This window comes from Aurantiacibacter gangjinensis (assembly GCF_001886695.1).
Taxonomy (GTDB): domain Bacteria; phylum Pseudomonadota; class Alphaproteobacteria; order Sphingomonadales; family Sphingomonadaceae; genus Alteraurantiacibacter; species Alteraurantiacibacter gangjinensis.
In genome coordinates this window covers 847,658-863,728 of the sequence record NZ_CP018097.1, presented here as the reverse complement: position 1 = coordinate 863,728, position 16,071 = coordinate 847,658, and the positions used below count along the sequence as shown (strand labels likewise).

22 protein-coding genes are annotated in these 16,071 nt (G+C 63.0%); 7 read left to right on the top strand and 15 right to left on the bottom strand.

Annotated features, from left to right (window positions below):
- Positions 1-30 precede the first annotated feature (30 nt).
- The 3 genes from BMF35_RS04305 to gluQRS all read right to left on the bottom strand — a co-directional run bounded on the left by BMF35_RS04305 (position 31) and on the right by gluQRS (position 1,830).
- Positions 31-612: a cob(I)yrinic acid a,c-diamide adenosyltransferase gene (locus tag BMF35_RS04305; RefSeq protein ID WP_047007051.1), complete on the bottom strand. Its 582-nt coding sequence runs from the start codon at positions 610-612 to the stop codon at positions 31-33.
- 136 nt (positions 613-748) lie between these two features.
- Positions 749-976 carry an HIG1 domain-containing protein gene (locus tag BMF35_RS04300; RefSeq protein ID WP_047007050.1) on the bottom strand — a complete coding sequence of 76 codons (228 nt, stop codon included), beginning with the start codon at positions 974-976 and terminating at the stop codon, positions 749-751.
- A complete protein-coding gene (gene gluQRS / locus BMF35_RS04295) occupies positions 973-1,830 on the bottom strand; it encodes a tRNA glutamyl-Q(34) synthetase GluQRS (protein WP_047007049.1) in 858 nt (285 codons plus the stop codon). Before gluQRS ends, BMF35_RS04300 begins: the two co-directional genes overlap by 4 nt.
- Positions 1,831-1,966: 136 nt before the next feature.
- On the opposite strand from gluQRS, the gene BMF35_RS04290 reads away from it, so the two are divergent.
- A complete protein-coding gene (locus BMF35_RS04290) occupies positions 1,967-2,560 on the top strand; it encodes an HNH endonuclease (RefSeq protein WP_236781585.1) in 594 nt (197 codons plus the stop codon).
- Between the two features lie 201 nt (positions 2,561-2,761).
- On the opposite strand, the gene kynU is transcribed toward BMF35_RS04290, so the two are convergent.
- The 6 genes from kynU to dksA form a co-directional block, all read right to left on the bottom strand.
- Entirely contained in the window at positions 2,762-3,994 is a 1,233-nt protein-coding gene (kynU, locus tag BMF35_RS04285; RefSeq protein WP_047007613.1) for a kynureninase, read from the bottom strand.
- Positions 3,995-3,999: 5 nt separating this feature from the next.
- A complete protein-coding gene (locus tag BMF35_RS04280; protein WP_047007048.1) occupies positions 4,000-4,791 on the bottom strand; it encodes a tryptophan 2,3-dioxygenase in 792 nt (263 codons plus the stop codon).
- Positions 4,792-4,826: 35 nt separating this feature from the next.
- Positions 4,827-5,216 carry a DUF4112 domain-containing protein gene (locus BMF35_RS04275; protein ID WP_047007612.1) on the bottom strand — a complete coding sequence of 130 codons (390 nt, stop codon included), beginning with the start codon at positions 5,214-5,216 and terminating at the stop codon, positions 4,827-4,829.
- Positions 5,217-5,343: 127 nt separating this feature from the next.
- Positions 5,344-6,828 carry an ABC transporter substrate-binding protein gene (locus BMF35_RS04270; protein ID WP_047007611.1) on the bottom strand — a complete coding sequence of 495 codons (1,485 nt, stop codon included), beginning with the start codon at positions 6,826-6,828 and terminating at the stop codon, positions 5,344-5,346.
- A gap of 66 nt (positions 6,829-6,894) precedes the next feature.
- Complete coding sequence (locus tag BMF35_RS04265) at positions 6,895-7,230, bottom strand: PilZ domain-containing protein (protein WP_047007047.1); 336 nt, start codon at positions 7,228-7,230, stop codon at positions 6,895-6,897.
- A gap of 146 nt (positions 7,231-7,376) precedes the next feature.
- A complete protein-coding gene (gene dksA / locus BMF35_RS04260; protein ID WP_047007046.1) occupies positions 7,377-7,835 on the bottom strand; it encodes an RNA polymerase-binding protein DksA in 459 nt (152 codons plus the stop codon).
- Positions 7,836-8,111: 276 nt separating this feature from the next.
- Between dksA and BMF35_RS04255 the strand changes: the two genes are divergently transcribed.
- Positions 8,112-8,450: an SEL1-like repeat protein gene (locus tag BMF35_RS04255; protein ID WP_047007610.1), complete on the top strand. Its 339-nt coding sequence runs from the start codon at positions 8,112-8,114 to the stop codon at positions 8,448-8,450.
- Here BMF35_RS04255 and BMF35_RS04250 read toward each other — a convergent pair whose 3' ends face one another.
- Genes BMF35_RS04250 through BMF35_RS04230 form a run of 5 tightly spaced genes read right to left on the bottom strand, consistent with a single transcriptional unit; the run spans position 8,451 to position 11,695 of the window.
- Complete coding sequence (locus BMF35_RS04250; protein WP_047007045.1) at positions 8,451-9,587, bottom strand: GNAT family N-acetyltransferase; 1,137 nt, start codon at positions 9,585-9,587, stop codon at positions 8,451-8,453.
- 9 nt (positions 9,588-9,596) lie between these two features.
- On the bottom strand, positions 9,597-10,343 hold the full coding sequence (locus BMF35_RS04245; protein WP_047007044.1) for a glycerophosphodiester phosphodiesterase family protein: 747 nt from the start codon (positions 10,341-10,343) through the stop codon (positions 9,597-9,599).
- Entirely contained in the window at positions 10,336-10,791 is a 456-nt protein-coding gene (locus tag BMF35_RS04240) for a RidA family protein (RefSeq protein WP_236781556.1), read from the bottom strand. Before BMF35_RS04240 ends, BMF35_RS04245 begins: the two co-directional genes overlap by 8 nt.
- A complete protein-coding gene (locus BMF35_RS04235; protein ID WP_047007042.1) occupies positions 10,788-11,417 on the bottom strand; it encodes an HAD family hydrolase in 630 nt (209 codons plus the stop codon). Before BMF35_RS04235 ends, BMF35_RS04240 begins: the two co-directional genes overlap by 4 nt.
- Entirely contained in the window at positions 11,414-11,695 is a 282-nt protein-coding gene (locus tag BMF35_RS04230) for a DUF3572 family protein (RefSeq protein ID WP_236781555.1), read from the bottom strand. The genes BMF35_RS04235 and BMF35_RS04230 overlap by 4 nt, the downstream gene beginning before the upstream one ends.
- Positions 11,696-11,758: 63 nt before the next feature.
- On the opposite strand from BMF35_RS04230, the gene BMF35_RS04225 reads away from it, so the two are divergent.
- From BMF35_RS04225 to BMF35_RS04205, 5 genes are all read left to right on the top strand, one after another.
- A complete protein-coding gene (locus BMF35_RS04225; protein ID WP_047007041.1) occupies positions 11,759-12,145 on the top strand; it encodes a response regulator in 387 nt (128 codons plus the stop codon).
- A gap of 112 nt (positions 12,146-12,257) precedes the next feature.
- Positions 12,258-12,500, top strand: a complete 243-nt coding sequence (locus BMF35_RS04220; RefSeq protein ID WP_047007040.1) for an acyl carrier protein — start codon at positions 12,258-12,260, stop codon at positions 12,498-12,500.
- A 7-nt stretch (positions 12,501-12,507) separates the two neighbouring features.
- Complete coding sequence (gene spt, locus BMF35_RS04215) at positions 12,508-13,758, top strand: serine palmitoyltransferase (RefSeq protein ID WP_047007039.1); 1,251 nt, start codon at positions 12,508-12,510, stop codon at positions 13,756-13,758.
- 67 nt (positions 13,759-13,825) lie between these two features.
- Positions 13,826-14,806 carry a GSU2403 family nucleotidyltransferase fold protein gene (locus BMF35_RS04210; RefSeq protein WP_047007038.1) on the top strand — a complete coding sequence of 327 codons (981 nt, stop codon included), beginning with the start codon at positions 13,826-13,828 and terminating at the stop codon, positions 14,804-14,806.
- Between the two features lie 58 nt (positions 14,807-14,864).
- Positions 14,865-15,296: an OsmC family protein gene (locus tag BMF35_RS04205; RefSeq protein ID WP_047007037.1), complete on the top strand. Its 432-nt coding sequence runs from the start codon at positions 14,865-14,867 to the stop codon at positions 15,294-15,296.
- Here the strand turns inward: BMF35_RS04205 and BMF35_RS04200 are convergent.
- Positions 15,293-15,985, bottom strand: a complete 693-nt coding sequence (locus BMF35_RS04200; protein WP_047007036.1) for an aquaporin — start codon at positions 15,983-15,985, stop codon at positions 15,293-15,295. The two genes, BMF35_RS04205 and BMF35_RS04200, sit on opposite strands and share 4 nt — an antisense overlap.
- Positions 15,986-16,071 lie beyond the last annotated feature (86 nt).

Genomic DNA, 16,071 nt, shown 5'->3' with positions numbered 1-16,071 from the left:
ACGGGCCGCGAGGGAGACAGGTTCCACGAATTAGCGGTTGGCACCCGGCGTCCAGAGCACGTCATCCTGCCCATTGCCATTAGCGATGCGCGCAGCGGTAAACAAATAGTCCGACAGGCGGTTGATGAAGGCGAGGGCTGCGGGATTGACGTCGTCTTCATCGGCAAGCGCCGTCATGCTGCGTTCGGCGCGGCGGGCCACGGTCCGCGCGTGGTGCAGGCGCGCGGCGAGCTCGCTGCCGCCGGGCAGGATGAAGCTGGTGAGCGGCTCGAGCGCCTCGTTCAACGCATCGATGCGCGTCTCCACCCATTCGGCCTGGGCGGGCACGATCCGCAGCACCATTTCGGATGGCTCGAAATCCTTGCCGCCTACCTCGCCGAGCGGCGTTGCGAGATCTGCGCCAAGGTCGAACATGTCGTTTTGCAGGCGGATGAGATCGTCGCGTAATTCGCCTTCCGCGACCACGGCGCAAAATCCCAGCGCGGCATTTGCCTCATCGACATCGCCCACGGCCTGCATCCGGCCCGCATGTTTCGGCAGACGCGAACCGTCGACAAGGCCAGTTGTGCCGTCGTCTCCGGTGCGGGTGTAAATCTTGTTGAGCTTGACCAAAGCGCCCTCCGGTAGCGGCTTGGAATGGTTCGGTCACGAAAGTGACCGCAAGGCCGAACGGCCGCCCGCAGCGGGCGCAGCTCTGCTGCGCGTCTAGCGAGGACGCTCCCACGGATGTGGGAGCGCAAACCAAAGGTCAATTATTGATCATCATCAGCACTGCCACGGCGACGATCGCCAGCGCCTGATACTTGATGCGGTTGAACATCGCCTTGTTCTGCCGCTCCATCAGCACTTTGGAATTCTCGCCGCCCGTCTCCAGATCGACCTTGGTCGTCTGCAGGAAAGCAATGATGCCGCGCACGAGCGAGGCGACCACCATGATGGCGAGGAGGATGATGAGGATGACGAGAAATGTGTTCATGTGCCGTCAGGTGGGTATCGGGAGAGGGAAATGCCATGCGGTATTTGGTCTAGGCGCAGTTTCTCCGCCACGATCCGCCCATCTTCGCCCGCTTCGCGCATCTCGGCAAGGCCGTAGCCGCGCTCTCCGGAACGACGGCTCTTGGCCAGCTTCCGGCCATCCGCTTCCACCAGCAGGGCATGATGGTGCCAGCGCGGCACGGGCAAGCCCAGCAGCGCCTGCAGCAGTCGATGGATGTGGCTGGCGAATACGAGGTCCGCGCCGCGCGTTACCAGCGTCACGCCATCGGCTGCGTCGTCCAGCGTCGCGGCAAGGTGATAGCTGGCAGGTGCATCCTTGCGCACGAGGACTACGTCGCCGAACTGGCGCGGGTCTGCGGTAACGACCCCGGCACGCTCATCTTCCCATTCCAGCGGCCCAGTCTCTGCGAGCGCCGCCTCTATGTTTAATCGCAGCGCGGAAGGGCGTGACGGGTCGAACGCCTTGCCCTTGCATGTGCCGGGATAGATCAAGCCTTCGGGGCCGATCGTCGGCTCCAGCGCCTCGATCTCGGCGCGGGTGCAGGTGCAGCGATAGAGCAGCCCGCGCGCCATCAGATCGCGCGCGGCGGCTTCGTAGCTGTCCAGCCGGGTGGATTGCGCGGGCACCTCTTCCCATTCCAGGCCAAGCCATTCGAGATCGCGGCGGAATTCGTCTGCCAGTTCGGCCCGGGACCGCGCCCCGTCGATATCCTCGATACGCAGCAGGAAGCGGCCGCCCGCCGCGCGCGCCAGATCATGCGCCTTTACTGCCGAATAGGCATGGCCGAGATGCAGCGGGCCATTCGGGCTGGGGGCGAAGCGGGTGACGATCATCCTGTTCGCCGCCATTGCACAGCCCGCTGACGTGGAAAAGCCTGTGGAAAGCCTGTCTGTAACAGGGTTGACGTTTTCGGATGCAAATGCAGGGTCAGGTCAAGCAACGGAGAACGCAGCTGTGTTCAAAGCCGAACTGCTCGAACGGGCCGCCAATTTCCGCTCTTCCGCGGATGATCCCGAACGCAATCTCGAAAGCTGCCCGGCGCTGGTGCTCAATGCCGATTACACGCCGCTGTCCTATTACCCGCTCAGCCTGTGGCCGTGGCAGACAGCGATCAAGGCGGTGTTCCTCGAGCGCGTCGATATCGTGGCGAGCTACGACCGCGCCGTTCATTCGCAAACGCTGGACATGAAGGTGCCGAGTGTCATCGCGCTGCGGCAATATGTAAAGCCGAGCGAATTTCCCGCCTTCACCCGCTTCAACCTGTTCCTGCGCGATCGCTTTTCCTGCCAGTATTGCGGCAGCCAGAAAGACCTGACCTACGACCATGTCATTCCACGCCGCCTCGGCGGGAAAACGACGTGGGAAAATATCGCTACCGCTTGCGCGCCATGCAACATGAAGAAGGGTGGGCGCACACCGCAGCAGGCCCATATGGCGCTGAGCATGAAGCCGATCCGACCGACCAGCTGGCAGTTGCAGCAGCATGGTAAGCGTTTCCCGCCAAATTTCCTGCACGAGACATGGCGGGACTGGCTCTATTGGGACATCGAGCTGGAGGCGTAGGCGCGAGTTGGAGCGCCGAAGCGGCATTAAGCCGACCCTCTGATGTATGCAGCAGACCGTTCTTCGAGTTAGGAATGGCCTTACTCAAACGTCATCCCGGACTTGATCCGGGATCCCGCTTTTTGTCACCGGACATGGAAGTAAGCTGGACCTTGGATCAAGTCCGGGGTGACGATGAGGATTTCTCTGGCGCCACCCTGTTCAAGTCACCGCCCCACGCTGCGCATACTCAACCTTCCGCCATTCCCCGCTGTCCAAGATATCGCGCAATTCGGTCACCAGCCGCGCGCAATCGACGTAGCGGACATAGGCGGGCGCAAAGCCCATGCGCAGAACGTCCGGCGCGCGGAAATCGCCGATGATCCTGCGGGCAATCAGCGCTTGGCACAGCGCGTAGGCATCCGCGTGACGCCATGACAGCTGGCTGCCGCGCGTTTCGGGATCGGCGGGTGAGACGCATTCGAGTTCCGGCACCACCTGCGCCATTGCTTCGCGCGTGAATTCGGACAGCGCACGGCTTTTCGCAACCAGCGCATCCACCCCGATGCCCGCCATAAGGTCCACGCCAACTTCCAGCGCGCTCATGGAGAGGATTTGCGGGGTACCGCATAGCAGGCGGTCGATACCCGGAGCCGGTTCGTAATCGTCGGTGAAATCGAAGGGGCGTGCGTGGCCCATCCAGCCGCTCAATGGCTGTTTCAATGCTTGTTGGTGCCGCTCAGCGACGAAGGCAAAGGCAGGCGCGCCGGGGCCGCCATTGAGATATTTATAGCCGCAACCGACCGCAAAATCCGCGCCCACCGCGTTCAGATCTACCGGCACGGCGCCCACGCTGTGCGACAAGTCCCACAGCACCAGCGCGCCCGCGTCATGCGCGGCCTTCGTCAGGCGCGCCATGTCGAACATTTCGCCTGTCTTGTAATGGACATGGGTCAGCATCAGCAGCGCGACATTGTCGTCCAGCGCCGCTTCGATGTCGGCGCGCTCTGCCAGACATCGCTCGGCGAGGTCTTGCATTTCCAGCCCCTCGACCATGTAGAGATCGGTCGGGAAATTGCCGGGTTCGGACAGCACGACCTTGCGGCCGGGACGCATCGCCAGCGCCGCCGAGATCAGCTTGAACAGGTTGATCGAGACGCTGTCGGCTACGATGACTTCGCCGCGTCGCGCGCCGATAAGCGGAGCGATCTTCGCGCCGATGCGCTGGGGCAGGTCGATCCAGCCGGCACCCTCGCCATCGGCATCGTTCCAGCTGGAAATCAGGCGCTGACCCCATTCGCTCTGCACGACTTCGGCAATGCGGGCGGGCGCGGCCTTGGGCAAAGCGCCCAGAGAATTGCCGTCGAAATAGGCGACGTCATCGGCAATCTCGAACAGCGCGCGGCACTCGCGCAGCGTGTCGGAGGCATCGAGGCGGGCGGCTTCCTTACGCAAATCGGTCAAAGTTCCGTCCTCACGGCGAGCAATTCGGGAAAGAAGCCCTTCTTCAGCACGCTTTCCAGATAGGGCACGCCCGCCGTGCCGCCCGTGCCTTTCTTGAAGCCGATGATCCTCTCCACAGTCTTGAGATGGCCGAAGCGCCAGCGCTGGAAATGGTATTCCAGGTCCACCAGCTTCTCGGCCAGTTCGTACAAATCCCAATGCGTGGCGGGATCACGGTAAACCTGCGTCCAAGCCGCAGTCACAGCGTCGATCGGCTCGTGCGGCGCGCGCAATTCGCTTTCGACGAGTTTGACGGGAATGTCGAAACCGCGGCGACGAAGCAGGCGCAGGGTCTCTCCATAAAGGCTGGGCCGGTCGAGCTCGGCCTTCAGCTTTGCAGCGACCTCCGGCGTTGCCTCATGCATGGTCACCATATCCGGATTTCGGCCGCCGAGGATAAACTCCATCAGCCGGTATTGCGCCGACTGGAACCCGCTGGAGCCGCCCAGATGCGGGCGGATGAGCGAGTATTCGTGCGGCGTCATGGTGGCTAGCACATCCCAGCTGGAAATCAGCTGACGCTGGGCCTGCGCCACGCGGCTCAGCATTTTGAAGGCCGGGCCGAGATTATCCGCAATCACCAGTTCGCGCGCGGCCTCCAGCTCGTGCAGGCACAGTTTCAGCCACAATTCGCTCGCCTGGTGGACGATGATGAATAGGAATTCGTCATGCGCCTGCGACGCCGGATGCTGCGCCGAGAGGATGCGTTCGAGATCGAGATAGGAGGAATAGGTAACGTCGCTCGCCATGGGCGGTGCCTAGGGCAAGCGCGCGGTAAAGAAAACTACTGCTCGATGATCCGGTCGGCCGGGTGATGTTTGTCGAGATGCTTCTTGATAATCCGCAGATTGCGCGTGTTGGAGCGGAACATGAAGTCGAACAGGTCGCCGGCGACGGGCACCGCACCCACCGCGCTGTCGAAAGCGACATTGCCCGCCATGCGCAGCAGCTTCCATTTGGGGAGCCCCAGATTGCGCGCTTCCCACACGATATAGGCGCCCATGGCCATGGAGATGACATCGCCCACTACCGGAACAAGTCCGATAATGCCGTCCAGCCCCACCGGGCGGTTGATACCGGGGATCACAAAGCTGCGCTCCAACACCTTTTCCATCATCTCGATCCGGCGGCGGATGGAGAGCGGGTCGTTGCCCAGCGGCATGTCCGCCGTCATCGGGATCGGCCTGGTTGCCTGGGGCCGCGCAGCTTGGGGACGGGTGGCGCCGGTATCGCCAGCGCGCGGCTGGCCCACAGGGCTCAGCGGGTCGTCATTCATGGTGAAGAAACCTCCCTCATGCGCCTTATCTGGGGATCAGGGCTAGGTCCGGCAAGGGATGGAAGGCGTAGGCATTGGCGGTGAACCCCTCGACACTGCCGCGCACCAGTGACCAGCGCAGCGGCGAGGCGATGGGGATATACACGTTCTCCAGCGTCAGCGCCGCTTCGGCCTGGGCCAGCATGCGGGCGCGCTGTGCCGGGTCGCGCTGGGCGATGGCCTGTTCCACCATGGCGTCCACTTCCTCTGCGCACAGGCCGCGGCCAAGGCCGCAATGGAACTGGTTGAGGAACCACAGCGGCGAGGCATAGCGCGCCACGCGGTCTATCATCACCATGTCCGCTGAGCGCGCATCCTCGACGCGCAGCAGCAGGATGTCGATGCCGATCAGCTGCGCGGCAAGATCGTTGAACAACGCTTCCCAGCCGGAGCCTGCGGGCATGGCGACCGTGATGGTGGCCGGGCGCGAGAGGTCTCCCTCATCGAACTGCCGCCGCCACTCGGCGATGCGCGCGGCAGCTTCGGCACGTAGATCTGCAATCTCCTCGTCCTGCCACCGTTCGTTCACGAGGCCGGGGTCGGAAGGCAGGTCGGGCGAGACGGGACGCGTGGTGACTGTCCAGCCGCCGACATTGAAATCGGCCAGCAGCGCCTCGCGGTCGATGGCCATGGCGATCCCTTCGCGCACGCCGCTATTCGACAGCAGCCCGTACTGCGCGAGGATGTGCAGGCCGAACAGCCCATAGGGCGTTTCCACCCGCAGTGTGCCCGCCGACAGCGGACCGGGATCGACCTGCATGATCGAGCCGAGCGTGCCGCCGAGCACCACTTCGGCCTCGCCCGCATCGAACATGGCGATGGCCTCGGCAGGCGAGCCGAAATGCACGCGCAGCTCGCGCACATCTTCGCGCCAGTCCTCATCCTCCGGGAGGCCGCGTTCCAGCGGCGGCTTGAAATCGAGCGCGATGCCCTCCTCTCCGCGCGCCAGCGTCATCGGTCCGGTTTCGCCGCCCGGCTGGCGTAGCGCCAATTCGGGCTGGGCGAGCAATTGCACGAGGTAGGGCACGGGCGCGGACAGGCGGATTTCGATCACCCGCCCCGCCATGGCGCGCACCTCTTCCACCAGCGCGAGGTCTTGCGCCAGCGACGTGCCATCCAGTCCGTCAATAGATTCCTCCAGCGCCTGCTCCACGCTGGCCGCCGTCATTTCGGTGCCGTCGGGCCATGTCGATCCCTGACGCAGGCGGAAAATGAACGTCTGCCCTTCATCCACCACGATCCAGGCCTCTGCCAGTGCGGGCACGACCTCGCCCTGCGCGTTGAGCGAGACAAGGCCGGATTGCGTCGCGGCGCGGATGTGCTGCGCGGGGCCGGACAGGCGCAGGCTGGAGGTGAGGATAGCATCCTCGCTCCCGATCAGCGCGACATCCACCGCACCGTCGTCAGCACTGCCGCAAGCGGACGTCGCGGCAAGAAGCGTCAGGGGAAGGAGAACGAAACGGCGCAGCATGGGCTGCCAGCGATAGGCCGCGATGCAGGCTGCTTCAAGCGGCTGCAACGCGTTTCGGGACCAGGATCAGACCTTGCGCAGATTGCCCTGCGGTTCTGTCTTCGCGATGGTGGAGCCGGATACCGATCCGCGCGCCAGCTTCGGGTCGATCTCGTCCACGAACGCTATTCCCACGCGGTTGTCCTGCTTCCAAGCGATGGTGCCTTCGACCGTGCCGAGATTGCGCAGTTCCACTTCCACCAGCGCGCCGCGAATGGCCGTGAAGTCGCCTTCCGCCATCATGCCGCCCGCAGAGAGGTTGCGCACTTTCACGCGGTGCACCTGGTCCTGCCCGTCAACCAGCAACTGGGCGAGCAGGAACAAGCTGTCACGATCGACCTGGCGGGTATCGACATTGTTCATCGCTGGCTTTCGCTTCCTGTCCGGCTTTGCGGAGCGCAGCAAAAATGGCCGCAACTACCGCGTGTTAGATATACGGCGTCGGTGGGAGGAACTGCCTAACCATTCGTTAAGGGCCGGCAGGCTGCTTGGCGCTGTCCCGAAACGGGTCAATCGTCGCGCGAAATCTTCTCGCGGCGCTCATGGGCCTGCTGCGCTTCGACAGTCATCGTGGCGATAGGCCGCGCGATCAGGCGATTGATTCCGATGGGATCGCCGGTGACATCGCACCAGCCGTATTCGCCGCCATCGATTCGGCGCAGTGCAGCGTCGATCTTGGAAACCAGCTTGCGCTGGCGATCGCGCGTGCGCAGTTCGATGCCCCAATCGGTTTCGCTGGAGGCGCGGTCGTTCAGATCGGGCTCGCGGATGGGGCCGTCCTGCAGGTTTTGCAGCGTGTTCTCCGCCGCTTCGACAATGCTGCGCTTCCATTCCAGCAGCAAAACCCTGAAATAATTCAGCTGCTTGTCGGACATGTACTCTTCATCGTCGCTAGGAGAATAATCCGCAGGCAATGCCCGTTTCGCCTTGGCGAGAATATCGATGTCGTCATGGGCGGCGGTTGCCATTCAGTCACTCCAAAGCCCGGAACGGGTCGTGGCTCTCCCTGCGGTTTCCCGGCGATCGTCCCGTTGGCAGGATCTGCTGCGCCGGCAACCAAAGCCGTGGTCGGCGCGCCTATAAGACGCCGCCTGACAGGGCACAAGCAGCAATCCCGGATTAGCCGAGGAAAGCGTTAGCCATGACAAAATTGCCGCGCCGTTAACCATTTCTTGACCACGTTCGTCAAAACCTTGGGCCATCCGGACGACAGGGGACCGGAAGGAAACAGGGAGATTGCGATCATGGAACTGGCCAAGATCGAAACATTCGCCAAACTCGAAGCGGCCGACATGGCCCGTGCCGACATGCTGGTGGCCAATTGCCTCGCCGCCGCAGCCGATGGCGATACCAATGCCTATTACGATTTGGGTGTGGCCTATTCGACCGGCAGCCACGGGGTGAATTGCGACCTGATCGAGGCGCATAAATGGTTCAACCTGGCCGCCAGCCAGGGCCACGAGGCGGCCAGCTGGTGCCGCGCGGATATCTCCGACGAGATGACAGCGATGGAAATCGCCGACGCCCAGCGCCGCGCCCGCGAATGGCTGCGTCAGGCCAATAGCGGCCGCCGGGCTGCTTGATCAGATCTTGCGAAACGGCGTGTGAGACGACAGATGCATCCGCTCCATCCGCATTCCCATCCGCTCGCGGGAGAGGAAGTCTTCCACGGCTTCGCGAAAGCCTGGATCGGCGATGAAGTGCATCGAGACGGTGGCCTGGGGCTCGTAGCCGCGTGCCAGTTTGTGGCCGCCTTGCGCTCCTGCCTCGACCCGCGATAGGCCCCGCTCGATCGCTGCATCGATGGCGCGGTAGTAGCATAGCTCGAAATGCAGGAAGCGCCGTTCCAGCGTGCATCCCCAATACCGGCCATACAGCGTGTCGCCGCCGATGAAGTTGAGCGCTCCGGCGATCGGCCGGTCATCCTCGTAAGCGAGCAGAAGTAACAGCCTCTCGCCCATCCTCTCTCCCATCAGGTCGAACGCCTCGCGCGTGAGGTAAGGCGTGCCCCATTTGCGCGCGCCGGTATCCTGGTAGAACAGCCAGAAAGCGTCCCAATGCTCAGGGCGGATATCGTTACCCGACAGCGCCTCGAACCGCAGCCCCTCGCAAGCCGCTGCGCGTTCCTTTCGCAGATCCTTGCGCTTTCGCGATGTGAGTGCGGCAAGGAAATCTTCGAAGCTCGCATAGCCGCGATTGATCCAGTGGAACTGCACGTCCTCGCGCCGCAGCCAGCCGGCCGCTTCGAACAGCTCCACCTGCTCCGGCGCCACGAATGTCGCATGCGCGCTGGAAAATCCGTTCTGCGCCACCAACTGCTCCGCCGCGGCCAGCATGGCAAGGGCGTAGGCCGGATCGGCGAGCAACAGGCGAGGGCCCGTCGCAGGCGTGAACGGCACGCTGATCTGCAGCTTGGGATAATAGTCGCCGCCCGCCCGCTCCCACGCATCGGCCCAGGCATGATCGAACACATATTCGCCCTGGCTGTGGCCCTTCAGGTACGCGGGAAGCGCGCCCAGCAGATTGCCGCTATCGCCTTCCAGTAAAAGCGGCGCCGACTGCCACCCGGTGCCCGGCCCGACACTGCCGGATTCTTCCAGTAGCGAGAGAAACGCATGGCTAACAAACGGGTTGTCGCCGCCTGCCAGCGCATCCCAGCGAGCCGCATCAACGCTGCCTACGGAAGCTGCCAGTCTTGCGGTGAGAGCGCCATCGGCCATTCAGCCCATCTAGGAAGCGGCATCCCATGCCGCCACCCCTGCGCCTTCCATGATTGGCCAGGCGCCCGCTTCGGTGACCGTGTGAAAATGCTCGGCGCTGTTTACCGTCCAGCTGAACAGCATCCGGCCCTCGGCGGCCTGTTTGCGGGCGAAGCGATTGGGCAGGTCGCGCACATCGAGGGCGAGGAAATGCGGGTCGGCCCGGCGCAGCGCAGCGCGGCGGCGGAACTTGGCCGCCAGCGTCCGCGACCCTTGGTCGGTGATGACGAGGCCGCGCGGCAAGTCGGGCTCGCGCGCGGCGAACCATGCAGGCACGCGCTTGTCGAAGCTCATCACGCCGACAGCGCCGCCATAACCATCGAGATCGCGGCGGATGGCGCGGCACAGCGGATCGACCGGACGGCCATCGTCCATCTTCACTTCCAGCAGCAGCGGCACCTGCCCGCCGACAAGGTTGAGCACATCGCGCAGCGTGGGGATCGTCTCTTTGCTCCCCAGCAGCGTCATGGCCGTGAGGTCGCCGACAGGGCGTGCCCCCATCGAGCCGCTGCGGCCCGTCAGGCGCGCGAGGCCTGCATCATGAAACACCATGGCGCGCCCGTCGCTGCTCTTGCGAATGTCGCATTCGATGCCCAGCCCCCGTTCCATGGCGGCGCTGAAAGCGGCGAGCGAGTTTTCGGGCCGCGCATCGTCATGCAGGCCGCGATGGGCATAGGCCCAACCCGCCAGCGCCTGCGCAAGGCCGCTATCAGCCAAGGGCGATCACCGCATCGACTTCAACGGCGGCACCGACCGGCAGGCACGGCACGCCCACGGCGGCACGGGCATGGCGGCCAGCATCGCCGAATATTTCGGCCATCAGGTCCGACGCGCCGTTCACGACCTTGTGCTGATCGGTAAAATCGGGGGTGGAGGCGACGAAGCCGCCCAGTTTCACCACCTGCTTTACCCGGTCGAGCGAGCCAATTTCGTTGCGCAGCTGCGAAAGAATCATCAGCCCGCATGCGCGTGCGGCTGCAATGGCGTCTTCCAGCGCCACATCCTTGCCCAGCGTTCCAGTGACGACTTCGCCATCGACGAAAGGCAGTTGGCCGGACACGAATGCCATGTCGCCATGCACCATGACAGGCACATAGCTCGCCAGCGGCGCGGAGCTTTCGGGCAGGACGATTCCAAGGTCTTTCAGGCGCGCTTCGTAACTCACAGGCGTTCTCCATGCAGCGTTTCGAGAATCCATGGCAGCGCCGCATCCCATGTGTCGATGCGCGCATGGGCATGGCCAGCCTCCAGCGCGCAGGGGATGTGCGGGGCGACGCTCGGCTCGCCGCAGAAATGCAAGCGATGGACATGCGGCGCTTCTTTCAGCGCGGATTTGTGATGGCCTGCGATGTCGTCGATGAAAACGGATCGACGCGCCCCGTGATCGGCGACGATGCGGCGCAGCAGCTTCCCCTTTGGCCCCTGATTGGTGAATACCGGCGCAGTGATTCCGACAGCCTCCAACTGGCGCTTGCGCGCCGCATTGCGCTCATCGGTCAGATTGGTGAGGACCACCACATCCGCCTCGCGCTGCAATTCGGCAATGGCTGCGACGGCTCCGGCGATCGGCTGCTGCGTCACCATCTGTGTGTCGAAGAAACCACCGAGCAACTCCCAGACTTCTTCCTCGCGAATGTCGTCATCGCTGCCCCGCCGCTTCATCGACTGGACGAAAGGATCGCCTTCCAGCGCGAACTCGACATCGTGCTCGGCATCCAGCCAGTCGCGAAAATGGCGGACCATGTGCAACAGCACCTCGTCGCAATCGGTAATGACAAGGGGCTTGCTCATCGCCGCAGCTCCCGCCCGGCGGCAACCAGTTCTTCCGGCGGCATGTCCAGCGCGTCGGCTGCGCCCAGCAGGTCCGGTTCATGCGCTTCGAGAAATTCGAACACCGCGCGGTGGGTGGACGGCTCGCCAATGGCGTCCCGCAGGCCATCCGGCGTCAGGCCCGTCAGGTCGAGGAAACGCTGCGCCCTGCCGTCGTCCGACAGCACCCAGCCGAGCGCCGCCAATGCCAGCGCCGAGGCATCCTTTACCGAATCTTTACCATCACGTAGAATTGTCACACATCCTGAATAGGGATATTGGATAAGCCACCGCACATAGAGGCGGAGGCGATCGGGGGCTAAATGACGAAGCGTATCCTCGTTGTCGAGGACAACGATCTCAACCGCAAACTTTTCTGCGACGTATTGCAGGCAGGCGGCTTTTCCGTGGAGCCGTGTGCCGACGGACACAAGGCCATCGAGCGGGCGCGGGCATTCACGCCGAATCTCGTAGTGATGGATATCCAGTTGCAGGATGTTTCCGGCCTGGATCTCATTGCGACGCTGAAAGATGATGTGGACCTGCGCGAAGTGCCAGTGCTCGCCGTGACCGCCTATGCGGGCAAGGGCGATGAAGAGCGCATTCGCGATTCGGGAGCGGAAGGCTATCTCTCCAAACCTGTCAGCATCGGCCCCTTCATGGCCGCGGTAAAAGGCCTGATGGCAGAGCAGGCCGACGAGGCGGCCTGACACGCCTTCCCCTCAGGCCAGCTTGACAAGGCCGCTTCGCAAAGCTTTGCCGTTGCCATCCGGCGTGCCATAGGGCGCGCAGCATTTATTTGACCACAGGATGGCACACCCGATGGACCGCACAGAAGTCGATACTCGCATCCGCTCTATCATCGAGCCGTTCAACAAGAAGGGTGTCACGATTACCGAAGACACCACTTTTGCTGGTGACCTGGAGTTCGACAGCCTGACCGTGATGGATTTCGTCGCCGAGATCGAGGATGCCTTCGACATCATCATCTCGATGAATCAGCAGGCCGAAATCGAGAAATACGGCCAGCTGGTCGATGCCGTGCACAAGCAGGCGAGCGAGTAAGCGCGCGATGAGCGAAGGCATCATGCAGTCCGACCAGCCGGTTACCCGTACCGGCGATGCGCCAGACCTATTCAGCAAGTTCGACGACATGATCGCGCTGCGCCAAGGCTTGCTCGACAGCGGCGTGGACGATCCGTTCTCGCTGGTGATGGAGAAGGTGCTCTCCCCCACCCGCGCGATTTGCAACGGACGCGATACGATCCTGCTGGGCACCTACAATTACATGGGGATGACCTTCGACCCCGATGTGGTTGCGGCGGGCAAGCAAGCGCTCGACGATTTCGGCACCGGCACCACCGGCAGCCGCGTGCTGAACGGCACGTATCAGGGCCACAAGGAATGCGAGGACGCGCTGCGCGAATTCTACGCCATGGACCACGCCATGGTGTTCTCGACCGGTTACCAGGCCAATCTTGGCATCATCTCCACCATCGCTGGGAAAGGCGATTATGTGGTGCTCGACATCGATAGCCATGCCAGCATCTGGGATGGCTGCGCGATGGGCAATGCCGAGATCGTGCCGTTCAAGCACAACGATGTGTCCGCCATGGAAAAACGGCTGAAGCGCATTCCCGACGATGCCGGCAAGCTTGTCGTGCTGGAAGGCGTTTATTCCATGCTCGGCGATGTCGCCCCGCTGAAAGAAATGGTGCAGGTCGCCAAGGATGCAGGCGCCATGGTGCTGGTGGATGAGGCGCATTCGATGGGCTTTATCGGCGAGAACGGGCGCGGCGTGGTGGAAGATGCGGGGGTAATCGACGATGTCGATCTCATCATCGGCACTTTCTCCAAGAGTGTGGGCACGGTCGGCGGCTTCTGCGTGTCCAACCACCCAAAGTTCGAGATCATGCGCCTCGCCTGCCGCCCTTACGTGTTCACAGCCAGCCTGCCGCCTTCCGTGGTGGCGACCGCCGCGACCAGCATCCGCAAGCTGATGCACGCGAAGGACAAGCGCGACCATCTCTGGGATAATTCCAAGCGATTGCACAAGGGCCTGACCGATTTGGGCTTCAAGCTCGGCACGGATGAAGCGCAAAGCGCGATCGTCGCCGTCATCATGCCGGATCTGGAACAGGGCGCTGCCATGTGGAGCGCGCTGCTGCATGAAGGGCTCTACGTGAACCTCGCCCGCCCGCCAGCCACGCCAGCCAACATGACCCTGCTGCGCTGCTCGCTCTGCGCCGAGCATTCGGAGGAAGAGGTCAGCACCATCCTCGGCATGTTTGGACGCGCCGGTAAGGCTGTGGGGATTATCTAGGCTGCTGTAATACAGGCTTTTATCCTGCGTTCTTGCAAATTCTTATGTTGCAGGATAAAGGTATACGGTGGAAGACCGGGTCAGGCCATTCTCCGATGAGCAAGCGCGAGCGCTGATCAATCTTCGCGCGCGCTACGAAGCGCTAATCGAGGCGGAGCGCGGCTTGGCAGCGCTGCCCTACAACCTTGTGCGGAAAAAGGTCGGCCAGCGTGAATATCTCTATGAGGTCATAGATAGGAAGAATAACGGAAAGAGCCTCGGGCCCCTGACGCCGGAACGCGAGCAGCAGTTCGGCGAGTACCGCAGCGAGAAACACAAGTGGCAAGACCGGCGGAGCAAGGCGAAAGCACTGGTCGAGGAGACCTACCGCATTGCCCGCCCACTTCGATTGCCACTGCTTGCAGAAGCGCCGGGTCCCATCTTAAGAGAGATAGACAAGCGGCGCCTGTTTGACGGCACGGTTCTGATCGTCGGCACGAACTGCCTGCCTGCTTATATGCTCGAAGCTGGCGGCACGATCCGGAACGTGCCTGACGAAACAGCCGATATCGACCTCGCTTGGTCCGCGAGTGAGCGGCAGGAAGACGAACGGCTGTGGCAGGCGCTCAAAGCCGTCGACCCGACCTTCACGCTCAATACCGAACGCGAATTCCAGGCGCGTAACCGTGATGCCTACGAGGTCGAACTTCTCGTCGCCCCGTCGCGGGCTGCTACCCTTGGCCCGCGCGACAAGCCGCGGCCCATACCGCTGCCGGAACAGGAATGGCTGCTGCTGGGCACTCCGGTCGACCAGGTCGTGCCGTGCCGCGATGGCAGTGCAGCGCGTCTAGTCGCGCCTGACCCGCGCTGGTTCGCATTGCACAAGTTATGGCTAGGGCGACAGGCGAAACGTAACCCGCTGAAACGGCGCAAGGATCTGGCGCAGGGCGATGCCGTGCTCGATGCCGTGGCCGAGGCCATGCCGCAATATCCGCTGGACGATGCCTTCGTGGGGAGCCTGCCACCCGAACTCGCTCCGCTCTTTAAGAAATGGCGCGGTGACCGCTGAGTGGTAGCGGAACAAGAACGGCTCCTGCCCGTCTCCCCTTCAAAAGGAGACAAGCCACATGAAAACGACGAATACCGGCAGCGCCACTTACGAAGGCCTTGGCAAAGGCGGTAAGGGCCATGTGTCGACCGGCTCGGGCGCGCTGGCTGCGCAGCCCTATGGCTTCCAGACGCGGTTCGAGGATGCAGCCGGCACAAATCCCGAAGAACTGATCGCCGCGGCCCATGCGAGTTGCTTCACCATGGCGCTCAGCTTCAAGCTCGCCGAGGCGGGGCATGAAGATGGCAGCGTCGTCACCCATGCCGAGGTGACGCTGGAGAAAGGCGATGACGGGTTCACGGTCACGAAGTCGGCTCTCGCCACTAAAGGCAAGGTGCCCGGCATGGACCAGGCGAAGTTCGAGGAACTGGCGCAGGAAGCCAAGAAAGGCTGCCCGATCTCCAAGCTGCTGAATGCCGAGATTACGCTGGAGACGCGCTTCGAAGGTTAGGCCCCGCGGTCCGGCTCGTCGGTCGACGGATAGAGCCACCCCGCAACAATGACGGCGAGCACGGCTCCGGCGAGCTGCGCGACTACGAAGCCCGGCACATCGCCGGGCGCAATGCCCGCGAAGGTGTTGGACAGGCTGCGCACGACAGAAATCGCCGGATTGGCAAAACTCGTAGAGCTGGTGAACCAATACGCCGATGTGATGTATAGCCCTACCGCCGCGGGAATGGCGGCAGGACGCACTCTCAGCAAGGCAAGGATCGTGAAAACGAGCCCAAAAGTCGCCACCAGTTCTCCGCTCCATTGCCCGATGCCGGTGCGCGCCTTGGTGGAGAATTGCAGGATCGGCAGGTCGAACATCAGGTGTACGGCCCAGGCGCCCAGCGCGCCCGCCGCGACCTGCACGGCCACGTAGCCCGCAGCGAGGCGCCAGCCGATCTCGCGGCGGAGCGCGAAAGCGAGCGTGACCGCCGGATTAAAATGCGCACCCGACACGGGGCCGAGGGCCGCGATTAAAACATAAAGGATAGCGCCCGTTGCAATCGTATTGGCGAGCAGCGCAACGGCGACATTGCCGGCGGCCAGTTGTTCACCCATGACGCCAGAGCCGATGACGCCTGCAAACAGAAAGAAGCTGCCAAGCGCTTCTGCTGCCACACGGCGCTGCCAATCAATCTTTCCACCAGCCATGTTGCCCCCTGCCGATTACCGTGATCGCTTTTGTCATCGCAGCCATATGTAACGCGTGCGCCCCGGCCCGCGAACTCCTGTCCATC